This is a genomic window from Dokdonia sp. MED134, assembly GCF_000152925.2.
Classification (GTDB): Bacteria; Bacteroidota; Bacteroidia; order Flavobacteriales; family Flavobacteriaceae; genus Dokdonia.
Window position 1 is genome coordinate 1,334,928 of record NZ_CP009301.1, and the last position, 16,147, is coordinate 1,351,074.

Annotated in this window: 20 protein-coding genes and 2 tRNA genes; 3 read left to right on the top strand and 19 right to left on the bottom strand. The window is 37.9% G+C overall.

Annotation, left to right across the window (positions count from 1 at the left end; genetic code table 11):
• Positions 1-31 precede the first annotated feature (31 nt).
• The 5 genes from MED134_RS05950 to MED134_RS05970 all read right to left on the bottom strand — a co-directional run bounded on the left by MED134_RS05950 (position 32) and on the right by MED134_RS05970 (position 4,685).
• Positions 32-826, bottom strand: a complete 795-nt coding sequence (locus MED134_RS05950) for a MotA/TolQ/ExbB proton channel family protein (RefSeq protein WP_021778272.1) — start codon at positions 824-826, stop codon at positions 32-34.
• 687 nt (positions 827-1,513) lie between these two features.
• Positions 1,514-1,598: transfer RNA gene (locus tag MED134_RS05955), tRNA-Ser, on the bottom strand.
• 99 nt (positions 1,599-1,697) lie between these two features.
• The gene (locus MED134_RS05960; RefSeq protein WP_021778271.1) at positions 1,698-2,720 is read right to left on the bottom strand and encodes an asparaginase; all 1,023 of its coding nucleotides are present in this window, start codon (positions 2,718-2,720) and stop codon (positions 1,698-1,700) included.
• Positions 2,717-3,838 (bottom strand): hypothetical protein, encoded by a 1,122-nt coding sequence (locus tag MED134_RS05965; protein WP_038597288.1) that lies wholly within the window; start codon positions 3,836-3,838, stop codon positions 2,717-2,719. The genes MED134_RS05960 and MED134_RS05965 overlap by 4 nt, the downstream gene beginning before the upstream one ends.
• 70 nt (positions 3,839-3,908) lie before the next feature.
• A complete protein-coding gene (locus MED134_RS05970; RefSeq protein ID WP_038600968.1) occupies positions 3,909-4,685 on the bottom strand; it encodes a TatD family hydrolase in 777 nt (258 codons plus the stop codon).
• Positions 4,686-4,809: 124 nt separating this feature from the next.
• On the opposite strand from MED134_RS05970, the gene MED134_RS05975 reads away from it, so the two are divergent.
• Together MED134_RS05975 and MED134_RS05980 are read left to right on the top strand one after the other, a co-directional pair.
• Positions 4,810-5,247: a retropepsin-like aspartic protease gene (locus MED134_RS05975; protein WP_021778268.1), complete on the top strand. Its 438-nt coding sequence runs from the start codon at positions 4,810-4,812 to the stop codon at positions 5,245-5,247.
• Positions 5,248-5,403: 156 nt separating this feature from the next.
• Positions 5,404-6,924, top strand: a complete 1,521-nt coding sequence (locus MED134_RS05980) for a GH3 auxin-responsive promoter family protein (protein WP_021778267.1) — start codon at positions 5,404-5,406, stop codon at positions 6,922-6,924.
• A 14-nt stretch (positions 6,925-6,938) separates the two neighbouring features.
• Here the strand turns inward: MED134_RS05980 and MED134_RS05985 are convergent, their stop codons facing one another.
• On the bottom strand, positions 6,939-7,568 hold the full coding sequence (locus MED134_RS05985; RefSeq protein ID WP_021778266.1) for a hypothetical protein: 630 nt from the start codon (positions 7,566-7,568) through the stop codon (positions 6,939-6,941).
• Between the two features lie 60 nt (positions 7,569-7,628).
• On the opposite strand from MED134_RS05985, the gene MED134_RS05990 reads away from it, so the two are divergent.
• Positions 7,629-8,333 (top strand): DUF6503 family protein, encoded by a 705-nt coding sequence (locus MED134_RS05990; protein ID WP_038597291.1) that lies wholly within the window; start codon positions 7,629-7,631, stop codon positions 8,331-8,333.
• Position 8,334: 1 nt separating this feature from the next.
• Here the strand turns inward: MED134_RS05990 and MED134_RS05995 are convergent, their stop codons facing one another.
• From MED134_RS05995 to MED134_RS06055, 13 genes are all read right to left on the bottom strand, one after another.
• The gene (locus tag MED134_RS05995; protein ID WP_038597294.1) at positions 8,335-8,886 is read right to left on the bottom strand and encodes a hypothetical protein; all 552 of its coding nucleotides are present in this window, start codon (positions 8,884-8,886) and stop codon (positions 8,335-8,337) included.
• Positions 8,887-9,019: 133 nt separating this feature from the next.
• The gene (rpmA, locus tag MED134_RS06000; RefSeq protein WP_021778263.1) at positions 9,020-9,280 is read right to left on the bottom strand and encodes a 50S ribosomal protein L27; all 261 of its coding nucleotides are present in this window, start codon (positions 9,278-9,280) and stop codon (positions 9,020-9,022) included.
• Between the two features lie 40 nt (positions 9,281-9,320).
• Positions 9,321-9,995, bottom strand: a complete 675-nt coding sequence (gene rplU, locus MED134_RS06005) for a 50S ribosomal protein L21 (protein ID WP_021778262.1) — start codon at positions 9,993-9,995, stop codon at positions 9,321-9,323.
• 179 nt (positions 9,996-10,174) lie between these two features.
• A complete protein-coding gene (locus tag MED134_RS06010; RefSeq protein ID WP_021778261.1) occupies positions 10,175-10,660 on the bottom strand; it encodes a DUF4199 domain-containing protein in 486 nt (161 codons plus the stop codon).
• Positions 10,661-10,744: 84 nt separating this feature from the next.
• Positions 10,745-11,284, bottom strand: coding sequence for an RNA methyltransferase (locus MED134_RS06015; protein ID WP_021778260.1), 540 nt, complete (start codon positions 11,282-11,284; stop codon positions 10,745-10,747).
• Positions 11,285-11,355: 71 nt separating this feature from the next.
• On the bottom strand, positions 11,356-12,240 hold the full coding sequence (gene era, locus MED134_RS06020) for a GTPase Era (protein WP_021778259.1): 885 nt from the start codon (positions 12,238-12,240) through the stop codon (positions 11,356-11,358).
• Positions 12,241-12,363: 123 nt separating this feature from the next.
• On the bottom strand, positions 12,364-12,825 hold the full coding sequence (locus MED134_RS06025; RefSeq protein ID WP_021778258.1) for an RNA methyltransferase: 462 nt from the start codon (positions 12,823-12,825) through the stop codon (positions 12,364-12,366).
• Between the two features lie 57 nt (positions 12,826-12,882).
• Entirely contained in the window at positions 12,883-13,107 is a 225-nt protein-coding gene (locus tag MED134_RS06030) for a hypothetical protein (RefSeq protein WP_013751231.1), read from the bottom strand.
• 134 nt (positions 13,108-13,241) lie between these two features.
• Positions 13,242-13,466 carry a hypothetical protein gene (locus MED134_RS06035; protein WP_021778257.1) on the bottom strand — a complete coding sequence of 75 codons (225 nt, stop codon included), beginning with the start codon at positions 13,464-13,466 and terminating at the stop codon, positions 13,242-13,244.
• Positions 13,467-13,601: 135 nt separating this feature from the next.
• Positions 13,602-13,674, bottom strand: a tRNA-Met gene (locus tag MED134_RS06040).
• A 237-nt stretch (positions 13,675-13,911) separates the two neighbouring features.
• Positions 13,912-14,091 (bottom strand): CPXCG motif-containing cysteine-rich protein, encoded by a 180-nt coding sequence (locus MED134_RS06045; protein ID WP_038597300.1) that lies wholly within the window; start codon positions 14,089-14,091, stop codon positions 13,912-13,914.
• A 41-nt stretch (positions 14,092-14,132) separates the two neighbouring features.
• The gene (locus MED134_RS06050; protein ID WP_021778256.1) at positions 14,133-15,470 is read right to left on the bottom strand and encodes a TolC family protein; all 1,338 of its coding nucleotides are present in this window, start codon (positions 15,468-15,470) and stop codon (positions 14,133-14,135) included.
• Positions 15,467-16,147, bottom strand: coding sequence for a hypothetical protein (locus MED134_RS06055; protein ID WP_021778255.1), 681 nt, complete (start codon positions 16,145-16,147; stop codon positions 15,467-15,469). Before MED134_RS06055 ends, MED134_RS06050 begins: the two co-directional genes overlap by 4 nt.

Here is a 16,147-nt window from a genome sequence, read left to right on the forward strand (position 1 = left end):
AATATGTATGAATTTTTAAGATTACTATATATTACTTCTTGTAACGTACAAGCATATCCATCAATGTGATAGATGCATCTTCCATATCGTTTACGATACTGTCAATTTTTGCAATAATATAGTTATAGAATATTTGAAGAATAATAGCCACAATCAGTCCAAATACTGTTGTAAGAAGTGCTACTTTAATACCTCCGGCAACTAGTGCAGGGTTCATATCTCCAGCTGCTTCAATTCTATCGAAGGCTTGGATCATCCCGATTACCGTACCCATAAACCCAAGCATAGGTGCAAGAGCAATAAATAATGATACCCAAGATACGTTTTTCTCAAGTTGTCCCATTTGAACACCTCCGTAAGCTACTACAGCTTTCTCAGCAGAGTCAAGACCTTCGTCAACTCTATCAAGACCTTGGTAGTATATAGATGCTACTGGTCCTTTTGTGTTACGACATACCTCTTTTGCTGCTTCTACACCACCACTGTTAAGTGCATCTTCTACTTCTTGTTGAAGTTTCTTTGTGTTAGTAGAGGCCAAGTTTAAATATATAATACGCTCAATTGCAATTGCAAGACCTAATATTAAACATAAAAGTACAATTCCCATAAATCCAGGACCTCCTTCTATAAATCGTTTTTTCAAATCTTGTGTAAAAGAAAGTTCCTCTGCTGCTGCGTCATCTTGAAAAGAAGAACCAGCATCTACATTTGCAACTATTTGTTGAATCTGTACTGGAAGTGTTGTTTGTGCGTTGCTTGCGTTAGCGGTAAATGTGCTTAACACTACTACAGCGGCAACTGCCATGATAGAGAATAATTTTTTCATTGCTCTTGATCTTAAAGTTTAAATTAGTAAAGGGTTAAATATAGTAATTAATTAGATTATGTGTAACAAATATAGAAAAGCATCGTCTTATTTTATTTACAATTAATTTAGTATGTAATTACTAAATCATACAGTGAATGTGTAAAACAGATACCAAATATTTACTTCACAAAGCTTAGTACAAGTAATAACCCAAGTATATTACTCGTAGAATCAGCAAGTATAGCAAAGTAAAAGGGGAATATTAGCATAGCAAGCTATTTTTTTACTAGAAGCAATCAACATTTTAACAAACGCCAGTTGTATTGCTTTATTAATTAACAGTTTAGTAATATGTTAATGGTGATAACTAATCAACCTAGCTCCTACCCCACTCCAAAACAAAGAAACCCTGTTAGACAATTCTGTTAAAATATTATAGAGCTAAGATTCAACACCAAAGACTTCAACCCAGCGTATTTTAATATGTTATGAGACAAATACAACATTGCTACATATTAAGGTAATGCAATTGCACTATAATCGTTAGACAGCCCACCTCTAACAAAGTAATTTAAAACTTAGGAAAATGTAAGTGCCTTTAACGACCAATTTAATCAAGCTAGTCTTTTTTGAGTTGCAAGTTAATTTTTTTTATGCCCCTCAAATCAAGAATCCCTATAAACAATGGGATTCAAGAGGTTTTCGCAGAAAGGAAGGGATTCGAACCCTCGATACGTTTCCGTATACACGCTTTCCAAGCGTGCGCCTTAAGCCACTCGGCCACCTTTCTATTATTAATTTTCGCGAAAGCGTACTAAAAACAATCGCTATATATTAAGGAGTGCGAATTAACAAAAAAACCTCCGAGCACTCAAGGTTTAGTTTATAATTATGACATCTCCCCACGCAGTGATGTTTCAAAAACTGTTTTAAAAACTTTTGGCCCTAAATTTTGTCCTAAGAGGTACATCATTTTTGCTATTGCGGCTTCAGAGGTGATATCGCCTCCATTAATAACCCCCATTTTTTTAAGGGCTACGCTGGTTTCATAATTACCCATATGAACACTGCCTGAGATACATTGTGTCACATTTACTACAGGCACTCCCCTCTTTATAGTTGCCTTAAGTGCATCTATAAACCACTGCTCTGTAGTAGTATTACCAGCTCCAAAAGTTTCTAACACCACACCTCGCACGCAAGGTACATTGAGCATTGCTTCTACAAGGCACTGCGAGATACCTGGATATATCTTAAGTAGTAAGACTTCTGTAACTAGCTTTTTATGAACCTTGAGTTGCTTTTTATTAGGTTTCCAGAGAGCGTCTTCATTAATTGTGAGATGCACACCTGAGGTTAAAAGCTCTGGGTGGTTAGGCGAAGTGAAGGCCTCAAAATTTTCTGCACTTATTTTTGATGTACGGTTTGCCCTGTAAAGCTTATACTCAAAATACAAACATACTTCGGTTATGAGTGGCCTATTCCTTTTTCTTAAGGCAGCTACCTGTACGGCTGTTATAAGATTCTCTTTTGCATCTGTGCGTAAGTCACCTATAGGCAACTGCGAACCTGTAAATACAACGGGTTTACTTAAATTCTCTAGCATAAAACTCACTGCAGATGCGCTATAACTCATCGTGTCACTGCCGTGCAAGACTACAAAGCCATCATATGCATCATAACCTTGCTCTATAAAATCACATAATTGATTCCAGTATGCAGGATTCATATTAGACGAGTCTATTACGGTCTCAAAAGAGGCTGTGCTTATCTCACAATCCAGCAACCGTAGCTCTGGTATTTTATCTAGTAGCTCATCAAAATCAAAGGCTTTGAGCGCTCCCGTCTCATAGTCTTTAATCATACCTATGGTACCACCAGTGTATATTAAAAGGATTTTTGCTTTACTCATAACTTTTCGGCTTGCAACACGGGGTTTGCATACATTAATAAGAAGCTGTCTACTTCCATTTGCTTAGACAAATCAACACGTACTTCGAGTCTACGCTCAAAATGACGAAGTTCCTTAGTATCATATTTGTCCTTATACTTATCTATTTTATGATAGAGATCATAAGCGATGTAGTTTGTAGGCCAGAGCTTATAATTCTTCCATATTACTTTATCTAACTCACTAGCAAAGGCTTGTAACTTCTCATTGTCACTATCATACTTATCTTCAATATCATCATATACCTTTTCTGGTAACGGTGATGCGGCGATATGAATGTTACGTTTATTACCTAGCGCTCCTTTAAGTATGCTATTAAAATCTTCATTTGCTGTTTTTATATAAGGCAGGTTCTCTCTTTTGGCAACAATTTCTGGCACTTTTAATATATCTGTAGGATCATACTCATAAGATATCGCCACACCTATGACGCTCAACTCTCGTAGGTAAGCCATAAGTGGCGTCTTACCGCGAGCCATAGTAATCATTTTAAGAACACCCTGCTGCGTTTTATCAAGACCATCTTTTGTTCTTCCCTCTCGCTGCGCTACCCATACAGATCTATTAGACTGTAGTAAAAATTTAATATAACTAGAAAGCAGCTTAGAACTCATAAGTAACTCCCTAGGCGACTGATCTCTTAAGACCAAAAAGTTTCTATTAAGTTTAGACAACTCCATTAAGAAATCTTTTTGCACCAGATTATCACCTATAGCAGATGCTGTGGTGATAAGATTATGGTCTATGAGTGTCATATTGAGCAACGACGTATCTAGTACGATGTCACGATGATTTGATAAATAGAGATAAGACCGCTTTCGCGAAAGCGCACTAAAACCACTTTGAGTAAACCCTTCTGAGCTTTTGTCAAGCAGGTTACTCACAGACTTATAAATCACCTTCTCTTGAAAATCTGCAATAGAGTGACACGTTTTAAGCACTTCTAGAATTTGCTCTTGCGAGAAATCTGGAAATGTAAATTGTAATAACACTCTAAACATAGGGTGTCTGGCTGCTCTTAAAAGTGCCTCATTAACCTCCTGGTCGTGGTATGGGCGTATGTGATCGTATCTGTTCAATTTAGTTTGGATTGGTCCCCACAAAAGAACAAAATATTTTATGCCTGAGTTACCTATTTACAATAAGATACTATGCGTGCTTTGTAAAAAAAATGTTATCTGCATTTTTACTGGTAATAGCAGCAATCTCGTCTAGCGGTTTTTGATAAATAGTCGCTAGCTTTTCTGCCACGAGCACTAAGTAGCTACTCTCATTTCTCTTACCGCGATATGGTACGGGACTTAAGTAAGGAGCGTCTGTCTCTAGCACTATGTGCTCCAGCGGTATTTCTGCAAGAAACTGATCTATCTTACCATTTTTAAAGGTCGCCACGCCTCCTATACCCAACTTCATATTGTAGCTTATCGCTTTTTCGGCTTGTTCTTTTGTACCCGTAAAACAATGAAAAATCCCAAAAAGATCATCACCCTTCTCACTTTCTAATATTTCAAAAACCTCGTCAAAAGCCTCACGACAGTGTATCACTATGGGTTTCTTATATTTTTTTGCTAGTTGGATCTGTCTAGTAAATGCATCTTGTTGTATCGCTAGAGTAGACTTATCCCAGTACAAATCAATCCCTATCTCCCCTACCGCATAAAAGTCACGTGTTGCAAACTGTGCTTCTATGTGAGCAAGTTCTTCTTTATAGTTTTCTTTTACGTGAGTGGGATGTAATCCCATCATAAGGTACACGGCATCTGGATGTGCCTTTTCTAGCGCATACATACGCTCTGTATATGCCGAGTCTATTGCTGGTATAAAAAAACGAGTCACGCCAGCATCTATGGCGCGCTGTATCATTTCTGCTTGATCTTCGTCAAAAGACTCACTGTATAAATGGGTATGTGTATCTGTAAAAGTCATAGATGACAAAAATACTTTGCCACGAGAAGGAAGTAAAATGATTTTGCCTCTTTTTTCAAAAATCATTTAGTTGCCACGCGGTGTACAAACGATTGTATTATTTTTGATAGAAATCACATACCATATGCCCTCACTACGCCAGTTTTTATTATCAAAAGGTTATTGCCGCTCACGGCTGTTTCCTACCGTAACAAATCACCTCGAGATGAAGGCAAAAATTAATGGTGTAGAAGGGTCTTTTATACTAGATACTGGCGCGTCTAGTTCTTGTATAGATTTTAGCCACGCAGATCTTTTTGGCTTATTACAAGAAGATAGTGAGGTGCTAGCCGCAGGCGCGGGAGCAACCGGTATGGAGACTAAACTCTCTCGCAATAATTCTCTAAAAATCCAGAAGTGGCAGTATAAAAAACTTGATATCGTTCTCTTTGATATGTCACACGTAAACACTGCACTAATCGCTCACAATGCAGCGCCTGTACACGGTATTCTGGGTGCAGATGTTTTAAACGCAGGCAAGGGCATTATAGATTATCAATACAACTGCTTATACCTCAAGTAAGATATAAGTGTGAGATGGTTTTTTTTACGCTTTCGCGAAAGCGTAATTACCCCTACACTAAAGCTCCTATATTTTTCACAATTGTTCCTTAAGATTGGGTTAAAGACAATAAGTTAAGCGGGTTTATTTAACATATTTGTAAAAAAACCAACTCATATGGCTATTCTAGGTTCTATCATAAAAGGTGCAATTGATCTTAAAGACTCGCTCACCACCAGCTCAAACCCAGTTGAAGAGCAAGAGAACGTGTTGCGCACAATGCTCGACACAGCAAAGGATACATCTTTTGGCATCTATTACGGGTTTTCAAAAATTCTAGAAGAAGATAATGTGGGCGAGGCTTACAGAAAAGCAATACCCTACCACGACTACAATCAAATGAATGATATGTGGTGGAAACGCATCAAGGAAGGCCTAGAAAATATCACCTGGCCTGGTAAGCCACATTATTTTGCATTATCAAGTGGGACTACAGGTAAAACAAGTAAACGCATACCTGTAACCGAAGATATGGTAGCAGCTATAAGAACGACTAGTATCGCACAAGTATCTGCGCTGGCACATTATGACTTACCTACAGACTTTTTTGACAAAGAAGTTATGGCGCTAGGAAGCTCTACAGACCTCGTCGAAAATGACGAGTTTCTTGAGGGAGAAATAAGCGGTATCACAGCTAGCAATATCCCCTTCTGGTTTAAAGGTTTTTATAAACCTGGAGAAGAAATAGCAAAAATAGACAACTGGGATGAGCGTGTTAAAACCATCGCAGAAAATGCAAAGTCTTGGGATATAGGAGCCTTAAGCGGCATCCCATCTTGGATGGAGCTTATGCTCAAAGAAGTAATAGCATACCATAATGTAGATAACATACACGACATCTGGCCTAACCTGCAGGTCTTTACTAGTGGTGGTGTAGCTTTTCAACCCTATGAAAAAAGTTTTAGACAGCTACTAGGACGAGACATTACCATTATAGACACCTACCTAGCTTCAGAAGGTTTTATGGCGTACCAGAGCAGACCAGAAACAGCATCTATGAAGCTTAGCACAGATGCCGGCGTTTATTTTGAGTTTGTACCATTTAAACCTGAATATATTAATGAAGATGGCTCGCTCTCACAAGATGCACCTGCTCTTACACTTAACGAAGTAGAGACAGGAGTAGACTATGTACTTATCATAAGTACTGTCTCTGGTGCGTGGAGATATCTCATAGGCGACACCATAGCATTTACAGATGTGGAGAGAGCCGAAATTAAAATCACCGGACGAACAAAATTCTTCCTTAACGTGGTAGGCTCACAACTTTCTGTAAATAAAATGGAAGATGCTCTAAGAGATCTAGAAGAAAAGTTTGACATTAAAATACCGGAGTTTACACTGAGTGCAAAAAAAATAGATGGTGAATTTTACCACTGTTGGTATTTAGGAACAACAGCCACTACCAGTGAGAAAGATCTAGCCCAAGCTCTTGATGAATCTCTTAAAAATGCCAATAAAAACTACGGTGTAGCCAGAGGCAAATCCCTAAAAGGTGTAAAGGTGACTACTATAGACCCAAATGTCTTTCACGAGTGGAGTGGCGCAAATAAGAAAAAAGGTGGCCAGGTAAAGATGGAGAAAGTAATGGGAGAAGAAAAGTTTGCAGATTTTGAAGCTTTTATAAATAAACAATAAACCCCAGCTATAGCTTAATCATTCTCAAGCAGGTGCATCACCTCTTCTGGCGACATATATAAACTACGCAAACGTTGCTTATACTTCTCAGAAATATGAGCGTGATCTAGTATAAAATTCTTTGTTTTTAAAATGTATGACCCCATACCGTGGGTAATTGCATATACATCTGCAGTGCGCTCTACTTCTTTTATATGTGCACCAGAGTATAAATATTTAGCACCAAAAACCAACATCCCAAAGGCAGAGCGCTCCCTATAATCCATCACGTGACCCAGCTCGTGACCTAGCCACCCTATTACCACATCGCTGGGCACTTCAGAAAAGTTAAGCTCTTCTTGATCTATTTGTATCTTTCTTGAGATTAAAATAATGTAAGACCTGTTTTTTCTAGCTTTAAAAAAGCTAGCCCATCTAGGCTGTGCCTGCATAGTAGACTTTCTTATATTGTCCTTAAATTGAAAAGTAATATCTGCATCCCACAATTCAGGATAGTGCTCTAAGGCAATAATTGCCTCATCATAAATCTCTTTTGGGATCTGCTTGTTTTCTAGATTGAGCATTCCATCTTCAAGCGCTACATCTACTTTTTCTTCCATATATTTAAGATACAATTTATCATTTTGTACTGCTGTTAAGACCATACTAAAGTTAGTTATGGTTATCAAAAATCAATGTGTATCTTCATAGCTCAAACTTTCACAATGAAAAACTATACGCTTATTGCTATTTTATTTTGTGGCGCTTTCGCGAAAGCGTACTCACAACAATTATCTGGACCAGAGCTCGTGGCAAAATCTATAGCCTATCACGACCCAAATAGCAACTGGAAGACCTTTACTGGAGAATTTACACTCGTACTTGATATGCCAGATAAACCAGATCGCAAAAGTGTAATTACACTAGATTTACCTAGAGAGTACTTTAATCTAACTACAACACAAGATGGTAAAACCAGCTTTAGAGAACTTCTAGGCACTGCTTGCAAATACACAAACGAAGCTGGAGAGGTCGTAACAAGCACCACTGCAGATGAGGATTGTGAACGCACTGTAATGTTTAGAAATTACTACTCATACCTCTATGGTTTACCTATGAAGCTAACAGATAAGGGAACTATTATCGAGAAGGATGTTAAAAAGCACATCTTCAAAGGAAAAGAATATCTAGTAGCACGTGTGCGCTATGATAAAAATGTAGGCACAGATGTGTGGCAGTTTTATTTTGACCCAGAGACTTATGCAATGGAGGTATATCAATTTTTTAAGGGTGATGATGAGACTACAGGTGAGTACATACTGCTTACTGATCTTGCCACTATAGGAGGTATAAAAATGCCTAAAGACCGAGCTTGGTATTACAATAAAAATGATGGCTATCTAGGTGCAGATAAAATCAAGGTAAACTAAGCTAGTTATGCTCCACTGTAAATGTGGCTTGCTTATAGTTACTCATACTATAGTACTCTCTATGTAGAGAAGCTGCAAATTGTCTTATGTCCTTATAATGTTTATAATCTGGATGCAAGGCGTCGTTAAAATCTTCATCTGTTATAAGTAATGCGATATACCAGGTATCACCATAATCCCTAAAAGGGTCATCATTAAAGACGGGCGGTGCTCCATTTTCTTCAAGCAACTTATTTGCTAGTGGTCTCAATAAATTGACCGTTTGCGTCTTCTTTCCCACTTCATAAAATGAGACATAGTAGGCTTGGTTACTTATGAGTACGCGCACATTATCTTCTACATAGTTATGATTGAGATCATATTTAGTATTTACATACGCATAAAACTCATTTGCATCCTTAGGGTCTGTAAATAGATATGCATATCTATTAGGTAGTTTTCTATTAAACTTCTTTGCTTTTTTAACCTTACCCTCCCTCAGGTTAGGCGCCACTGCTACAGGAAAGCAAGATTGCAATAAAAAGGCACAACAAAACGCTAGTAATATTCTCATAAGGAGTGTTTTGTGTCTTGCATCAAACAACATACCAAACACTTAAAGCTCAATCAAGTATGTATAACCACAAAAACCCTCACCGCATTGCGGTAAGGGTTTTATATAATGAGATAGCAATTATCTTAGTTGCTTATGCCTCAAAAGGCACTACAGAAACGTAAGATTTATTGTCTCTTTTCTTTTGGAATTTTACAACACCATCCACTTTTGCGTGAAGTGTGTGATCTTTTCCTCCGTACACGTTTTCACCTGGGTGATGCGTGTTACCTCTTTGACGTACGATGATGTTCCCTGCGATTGCAGCCTGTCCTCCAAAGATCTTAACACCTAAGCGTTTCGATTCTGATTCACGACCGTTTTTAGAACTACCAACTCCTTTTTTGTGAGCCATCTTGTTTCGGTTTTATAAGTTATACTTGATGGTATTGCAATTATGCTTTACCACCGTCTAATTCGTCTTGCCATTTTTTAAGCTCATCCCACTTACCATCTGCAGCCATTTGTGCTTGTGCTGGCCAAGTGTCTGTTACGTGGTTTCCACGTACACCTGCGATGATTTCAGAAATCTTAGCAGCGTCAGTTTTTGCAAGTTTTGCAAATGTATCAATACCAGCCTCAACAAGAGTTGATGCGATTTTTGGTCCGATACCTTCCACTTTTTTAAGATCGTCAGCTTTGGCAGCTTTTTTAGGAGCAGCCTTTTTTGCTTCTGCCTTTGGTGCAGCTTCCTTTGCAGGAGCAGCAGCTTTAGGTTCAGCTTTTGCTTCTTTTTTTGGAGCAGCTTTCTTAGCTCCAGAAGTAGCGATACTTTCAATTACGATTTCAGTAAGTGACTGGCGGTGTCCGTTTTTAACACGGTATCCTTTACGTCTCTTCTTTTTGAAAACGATTACTTTGTCACCTTTAAGGTGTCTTAAGACTTTAGCTCCTACTAGAGCTCCGTCTATAGCTGGGGCGCCTAAAGTGATGTTAGACCCGTCTCCTACTAAAAGTACTTTGTCGAAATCGACTTTTTTTCCTTCTTCAGTAGATAGGCGGTTAACAAAGACTTTTTGGTCTTTTGCAACTTTAAATTGCTGCCCTGCTATCTCTACAATTGCGTACATAGCGATTAATTAAATATTGTTATTACACTAATAAAAGCCTAAACCTCTCAGTTTAAGCGGGTGCAAATATACTATTTATCTTGTGATTTACAATCGCTAGCTGTGTTTTTTTTGCCTTTAATTAAAACTAAGAAAACCGCCATCTGGCGGTTTTTTAATTTATTTTTTCAAAATGAAGTCTATCTAATAACCGGTCCTCTCTCTCGTAATACCTTCTTTGTTCCCTCCGTATTCCAGCTAGGTTTAAAAAGCTGCATAAAACATAATGATAAACATATAGCGGTAGAGAATCCTCCTATTGCGACTGTAAATATTACGGAGCCTATACTTGTATTATACGTCTTCTCCCAAGGCCCTATAAGACCGTCTAGAAAATCTGGGTTTATATTACCTGCATATAACGCAAAGAATCCCGTAAATAATATTGTAGCAATAAATCCTGATACCACTCCATTAGTGAGTCCGTCTGTGTAGCTAAAAGCTGATCCGTTCTTAATCTTTGTGTACTTAATCACCTCATAAATACCAAAACCTACAATCACGCCATTAAAGAGCGAGAACATAACATTGGTATGAAGGTTAAATAATGCGAGTACTAAAAAATATGCGATGAGCCCGCCTGCCATTGCGATGGCAAAACGTATGGGCATTGTGAATTTTGACATAATGTTTATCTTTTTTCTTTTAAAGATAAACAAAATATTGAGTAAAAATCATAAGTGACTGTTAAATAACACTTTAACAACCCATTAAGAAACTCCTAACTTACTGAAGATGTCCCATATAACCACTCCCGCACTTACAGAAATATTAAGAGAATGCTTAGTACCCACCTGAGGAATCTCAAGTACCGTATCACTTAAAGATACAATCTCTTGCTGTACCCCTTTTACTTCATTACCAAAAACAACAGCATACCTCTCCCCTTTTACAGGAGTAAACTTGTCTAGCATTACTGCATCTTCTGCTTGCTCTATAGCACAAAGCTTCACACCTTGTTCTTTTAATCTTTGAGAAAGCGCGACTGAGTCTTCTACATACTCCCACGCTACAGCATCTGTTGCTCCTAGTGCTGTTTTTTGAATATCACGATGCGGCGGCGTAGCAGTGATACCACACAGATATACTTTTTCAACAAGGAAGGCATCTGCCGTACGAAAAACCGAACCTACATTGTTGAGACTCCTTATATTATCTAGCACGATAATAAGTGGCGTTTTTTCTGCCTCCTTAAAATCTGCAACCGTTTTTCTGTTAAGTTCGCTATTCTTAAGCTTTCTATTATTCACGATGATAAAATATCTAGTATGGAGATGTTGTAAAAGATGGTGATTTACGCTTTCGCGAAAGCGTACTTATACTACTTCTGGTTATACCCAAAACGCTTGAGCTGGCGCTCGCTGCTTCTCCAGTTCTTATTTACTTTTACATAGAGCTCAAGGTGCACCTGCTTACCAAAGAATTTTTCTAAATCCTTACGAGCCTCTACTCCCACTCGCTTAAGTGCAGTTCCTTTATGACCTATAATGATACCCTTCTGGCTATCACGCTCTACCATAATCACAGAGCGCATACGTATAATCTCATCTTCTTCAAAAAAGTCTTCTGTATCTATCTCTACTGCATAAGGGATTTCTTTCTTGTAGTGCATCAAGATTTTCTCACGTATGATCTCATTTACAAAAAAGCGCTCAGGCTTATCTGTAAGTTGGTCTTTTGGGTAAAATGCTGGAGACTCTGGCAATAACTCTATAATTCTATTAAACACTTGTGGCACACCAAAGTTTTCAAGTGCAGAGATCGCAAACACCTCAGCATTTGGCACTTTTTCTGACCAAAGCTTTAACGCCTCGCCCAGCATCTCTTCGTTACCCTTGTCTATTTTATTAATGAGTAATAAAACGGGGATTTTTGCGCCACGTATTTTATTAAAAAACGCTTCGTCTTTGAGCTCCTTTTCTCCTAGCTCTACTATGTAAAGTAGCACATCTGCATCTTCAAATGCGCTTTTTACAAAATCCATCATAGATGCTTGTAGCTCGTATGCCGGCTTTATAATACCTGGCGTGTCGCTCAAAATCATCTGAAAGTCTTCTCCGTTTACAATACCTAGTATACGGTGACGTGTAGTTTGTGCTTTTGAGGTAATAATACTGAGTCGCTCACCCACAAAGGCATTCATAAGCGTACTTTTACCCACATTTGGGTTTCCTATAATATTTACAAATCCGGCTTTGTGCGACATAGTGTTTCTTTTAGGCAAAGATACTTTAAATAGTACGTTTGCCTTTATGGATATAAAGAGTTATTAATTATGTAAATGATGTGTGGTTATGGGAGGTATTACGCTTTCGCGAAAGCGTACTAATTACGATCTAGGTTTTGCCAGCCCTCTATCATATAACACGATACTCCCAGCTACTGCCACATTAAGGCTTAGGGTAGAAGAGAATTTTACAAGAAAGTGTGATCTATCTATAGCTTCACGTGTAAGGCCGTGATCTTCTGCACCTAGTAAATAAACACAGCGCCTAGGGTGCTCAAAAGTTTCTAGCGGTTGTGCACGCTCATCTAGCTCTACACCTACAATACGAGCACCTTTAGGTAAGTGGTTAAAAAAGTCATCAAAATTATCATAGTGATAATAAGGCATCGCACTTACAGCATTATGTGTATCACTAGCCTGCTTTGCATATCTATTACCTATAGTAAAAATGAAACTAGCACCTAGGTTTTGAGCAGATCGCCACAAGACACCCAGATTTTCTGGTGTTTTACCATTCTGGATACCTATCCCAAAAAACTCATTTGTAAAATTATCTGGCTGCATATATATGACTATGATATAAATAAAAAAGAGACCATCATAGCTGAGGCCTCTTTTATTTTACATACTATCTGGTCTACCCTTCAAGCGTTTTTCGATCTTCTTTTTCTTTTCTGTGAGACGCTTCATTGCATCCATTATTTCAGAGTCCTTAGTCTCTTTAAAAATCTCATTCAGTGCAAGAATGAGGCGTTTTGCTTCTCTTGAAGCTGCAACGCGATCACTGGTGGACATATTGCTCATTGAAGCATTCTCAAAAGCCACCGCTTCTTCCATTAATTTCATACAGTATTTCAAATTTTGGCGAATGTAATGTAACTCACCATATTATACAAGATTTACCCATAAATACTTGCACTACACAAGTATAAAATATTGATAATCAACTTAAAAAGGAGAGAAAACTCCTACTCAACTCCTTAATTTACATTCTTTTTTATAAAAAGATAGTATGCATTTATTAGCAATATCGCAACATTAGTTACAATTACCGGTATACTTGACAACAATACTCCATACACCACAAAAAATGCACAACCCACTGAGTTTACAATACGTAGTGTACGTATATCTTTAAACAAAAATGACAACAGCACAAATAAACTGGCTAGATAACCGATAATTTCGGTAAGATTAATTTCCATAATACTTGTTTTTATTTTTTTGATACTCTTAAGCTCTCATAATTTTTTCTATATCAAAAATTATCTTGCGCCTTAAGAACAACAATGTTATTGCATAAAAAAAGTCTCAACTTGTGATTGAGACTTTTTACTTAGTAGCGGGAACTGGACTCGAACCAGTGACCTTCGGGTTATGAGCCCGACGAGCTGCCTACTGCTCTATCCCGCGATATATGTTCCAGTAACACGTTTCTTGATTAGGCCATCAGTACTGCGTTAATTGGAGTGCAAATATACAACCGTTTTTGTCATATATAAAAGGAAAATGTAGGATATTTTTTTAATTATTTGCAACCATCACATAGACAGGCATATCTGCAAGAATATATTTAATTCAGAGTAGGTAATACTGTATTTAAATCTCAAATACTACCTTAAGATGTTCAAAATAGATACTAGAAACGGCTTATTGTTCAATATCAAGAGCCTCAAAACCTACAAGCTCTTGCTCCTCAAAAGTAGTGCGTACTTCTATAGGGTTGCAACACACCTCACAATCTTCTACATAAGTAGTACTTACAGATGGATCTAATAACATAGACACCTCTTCCCAGCAATACGGACATTGAAAAAAATGCTCATACATAATGTAATCTTTTGTTGCGCTTTCGCGAAAGCATAATTTACCTAGAACTTCACATTAAGCAGTTGCCCTGTGAGCTGCAGCAGTGTTATCTCTGCCAGCTTTGCTGTGTACTTTGCGGCGTTCTTAGTGGTTTGTGCGTTGAGCAAGTTAAGTTGAGCTTGTCTAAACTCTACACTACTCACCTGCCCTAGTTTAAATCGCTCTTCTGATCGATCAAAATTAGCCTGACTTGTACTTACATTTTGCTCTTGAAGCTCATAGATTTTAAGGGCATTGAGATAATCTCCCTTTGCATTTGCAATGTCTCCCAGTACCTGCTGCCTTAGTTGCTCTTGGGTATACTTTTGATTTTCTAAAAAGATTTTTGCATTCTTTACTCCTATGATAGAGCTGCCGCCATCAAATAAATTCCACTGCAGGGTTGCACTTGTTTGAAAACCTGTAGAGGTGCTTGAGGCAAGAAAATTTGTAGCAGGAAAATTACCCTCTGTCCAGCCGTAACTACCTGTAAGACCTATGGTAGGTAAAAGCAAAGATTTAGCTTGTTTAATTTGATAATCACTTATCGTAATATTTTGCTCTGCTTGAAGAATAGATACATTATTTGTGATACCCTCACTTATAAAGCGCTCTACTTCTAGCGGGTTTATAAAAGTAACGGTAGTATCTGCACTTTTTAAGTCTTCCAGCTCTCTAGCGAGGACCACGTTAAGATCTCGCTGTGCGTTACGTAACTGCTGTCTGGTAGTAAGAATGTTTGTACTATCAGTCACAATATCTACTTGTGCATTGAGCACCTCTAACTTATTTACTTGTCCATAATCAAATTGATATTGTGCACGTACCTCTCTTGCTTTTGAAATATCTAAAGCGGTTTCTAAAACAGCTAAGTTTTCTTCAATACGAGCCACTTCATAATACACAGAGAATAGCTGCAACATTACATTCTCTATGGTCTCTCGTGCTTGCAGCTGTGATAAGCCATACTGCTCTTTTAATGTTTTATAATTATAGTACCTACCTAACCCATCAAACAAGGTATAGTTAAGGTTAATAGAAGCATTATATCTTGTGGTCTCTGCACCATCTACAGCTCTAGACGTTGCGTCTTGAAAGGTAGCCTCTTGATCATCTATACTATAATTTACACCTGCATTACCTGTGAGAGATGGCAAGTAGCCACTATTTAAGATACTTTTATTGTTTTCGGCTATGGCGACTTGATTATTTGCGAGTAGTATCCCAAAGTTATTCTCAAGCATTATCTGCACGGCCTCTTCTTTTGTGAGTAATTGTGCTGGGAGGTCTTGTGCATACGCTTTCGCGAAAGCGAAAAACAACACCATAGCAACTATACTTTTTATAAAAGATTGTATCATCTGTTTGCAGTCATTTTAAGTAATAATGTTTCTAGTGTACGTCTTTGCACTAGGTTGTCTTGATTTGCTCTTATGAACTCAATATCATCTATATGAAAAACGAGTTCTCCTTCTTCTTCTTCAATCCCGAGCTGGCTACTAAGGTAAGTTTGAGCTCCAGGTAGTCCTCCTTTTTTTATAGTTACTTCATCTCCAGATTTAGTAAGCAAAAAGCTATTAAAATCTAAAAAGCGCTCTATGCCTGATAGCATTTTAAAACCTACAAGTCCAGCAGTAATCATTAACACATACGTAAACAACTTATCAAGTCCAAACTCGTTATCGCCTGTAAAAATTGCAACGAGTAGCCAGAAAGCTATAAGCCCTACAAGTGACAGTAACACACCTAGTACTATGGATATGATATCCATAATTTTTGCTTTGGAGGTACGCTTTACTATAATCTCTCCTGTGGTTGTGTTTTCTTCATAATGAAAGCCTAGTTCATCGAGGTTTTCAAGATTTGCGATGGCCGCTTCTTTTTGTGCAATTTGCTCTTCCAGCTTTTCTGTAGAAACATCTATAGATTGCTTTCTAATTGTATCTAGCAAGTTGAGTTTTGCTTCATAAGTAAGCTTGTCACTATGCTCGAGCACGGCAACAATTTCTCGCGGTGTATGATTTTTATACAAATTCAT

Coding starts and splice junctions, on each gene's coding strand:
- MED134_RS05975 (WP_021778268.1), top strand. CDS start 4,810: ATGCCCTCACTACGCCAGTTTTTATTATCAAAAGGTTATTGCCGCTCA.
- MED134_RS06030 (WP_013751231.1), bottom strand. CDS start 13,107: ATGAAATTAATGGAAGAAGCGGTGGCTTTTGAGAATGCTTCAATGAGC.
- MED134_RS06025 (WP_021778258.1), bottom strand. CDS start 12,825: ATGCAGCCAGATAATTTTACAAATGAGTTTTTTGGGATAGGTATCCAG.
- MED134_RS05970 (WP_038600968.1), bottom strand. CDS start 4,685: ATGACTTTTACAGATACACATACCCATTTATACAGTGAGTCTTTTGAC.
- MED134_RS06035 (WP_021778257.1), bottom strand. CDS start 13,466: ATGGAAATTAATCTTACCGAAATTATCGGTTATCTAGCCAGTTTATTT.
- MED134_RS06050 (WP_021778256.1), bottom strand. CDS start 15,470: ATGATACAATCTTTTATAAAAAGTATAGTTGCTATGGTGTTGTTTTTC.
- MED134_RS05995 (WP_038597294.1), bottom strand. CDS start 8,886: ATGAGAATATTACTAGCGTTTTGTTGTGCCTTTTTATTGCAATCTTGC.
- MED134_RS05980 (WP_021778267.1), top strand. CDS start 5,404: ATGGCTATTCTAGGTTCTATCATAAAAGGTGCAATTGATCTTAAAGAC.
- rpmA (WP_021778263.1), bottom strand. CDS start 9,280: ATGGCTCACAAAAAAGGAGTTGGTAGTTCTAAAAACGGTCGTGAATCA.
- MED134_RS05960 (WP_021778271.1), bottom strand. CDS start 2,720: ATGAGTAAAGCAAAAATCCTTTTAATATACACTGGTGGTACCATAGGT.
- MED134_RS06045 (WP_038597300.1), bottom strand. CDS start 14,091: ATGTATGAGCATTTTTTTCAATGTCCGTATTGCTGGGAAGAGGTGTCT.
- MED134_RS05950 (WP_021778272.1), bottom strand. CDS start 826: ATGAAAAAATTATTCTCTATCATGGCAGTTGCCGCTGTAGTAGTGTTA.
- rplU (WP_021778262.1), bottom strand. CDS start 9,995: ATGTACGCAATTGTAGAGATAGCAGGGCAGCAATTTAAAGTTGCAAAA.
- MED134_RS05990 (WP_038597291.1), top strand. CDS start 7,629: ATGAAAAACTATACGCTTATTGCTATTTTATTTTGTGGCGCTTTCGCG.
- MED134_RS06010 (WP_021778261.1), bottom strand. CDS start 10,660: ATGTCAAAATTCACAATGCCCATACGTTTTGCCATCGCAATGGCAGGC.
- era (WP_021778259.1), bottom strand. CDS start 12,240: ATGTCGCACAAAGCCGGATTTGTAAATATTATAGGAAACCCAAATGTG.
- MED134_RS05985 (WP_021778266.1), bottom strand. CDS start 7,568: ATGGTCTTAACAGCAGTACAAAATGATAAATTGTATCTTAAATATATG.
- MED134_RS06055 (WP_021778255.1), bottom strand. CDS start 16,147: ATGAATTTGTATAAAAATCATACACCGCGAGAAATTGTTGCCGTGCTC.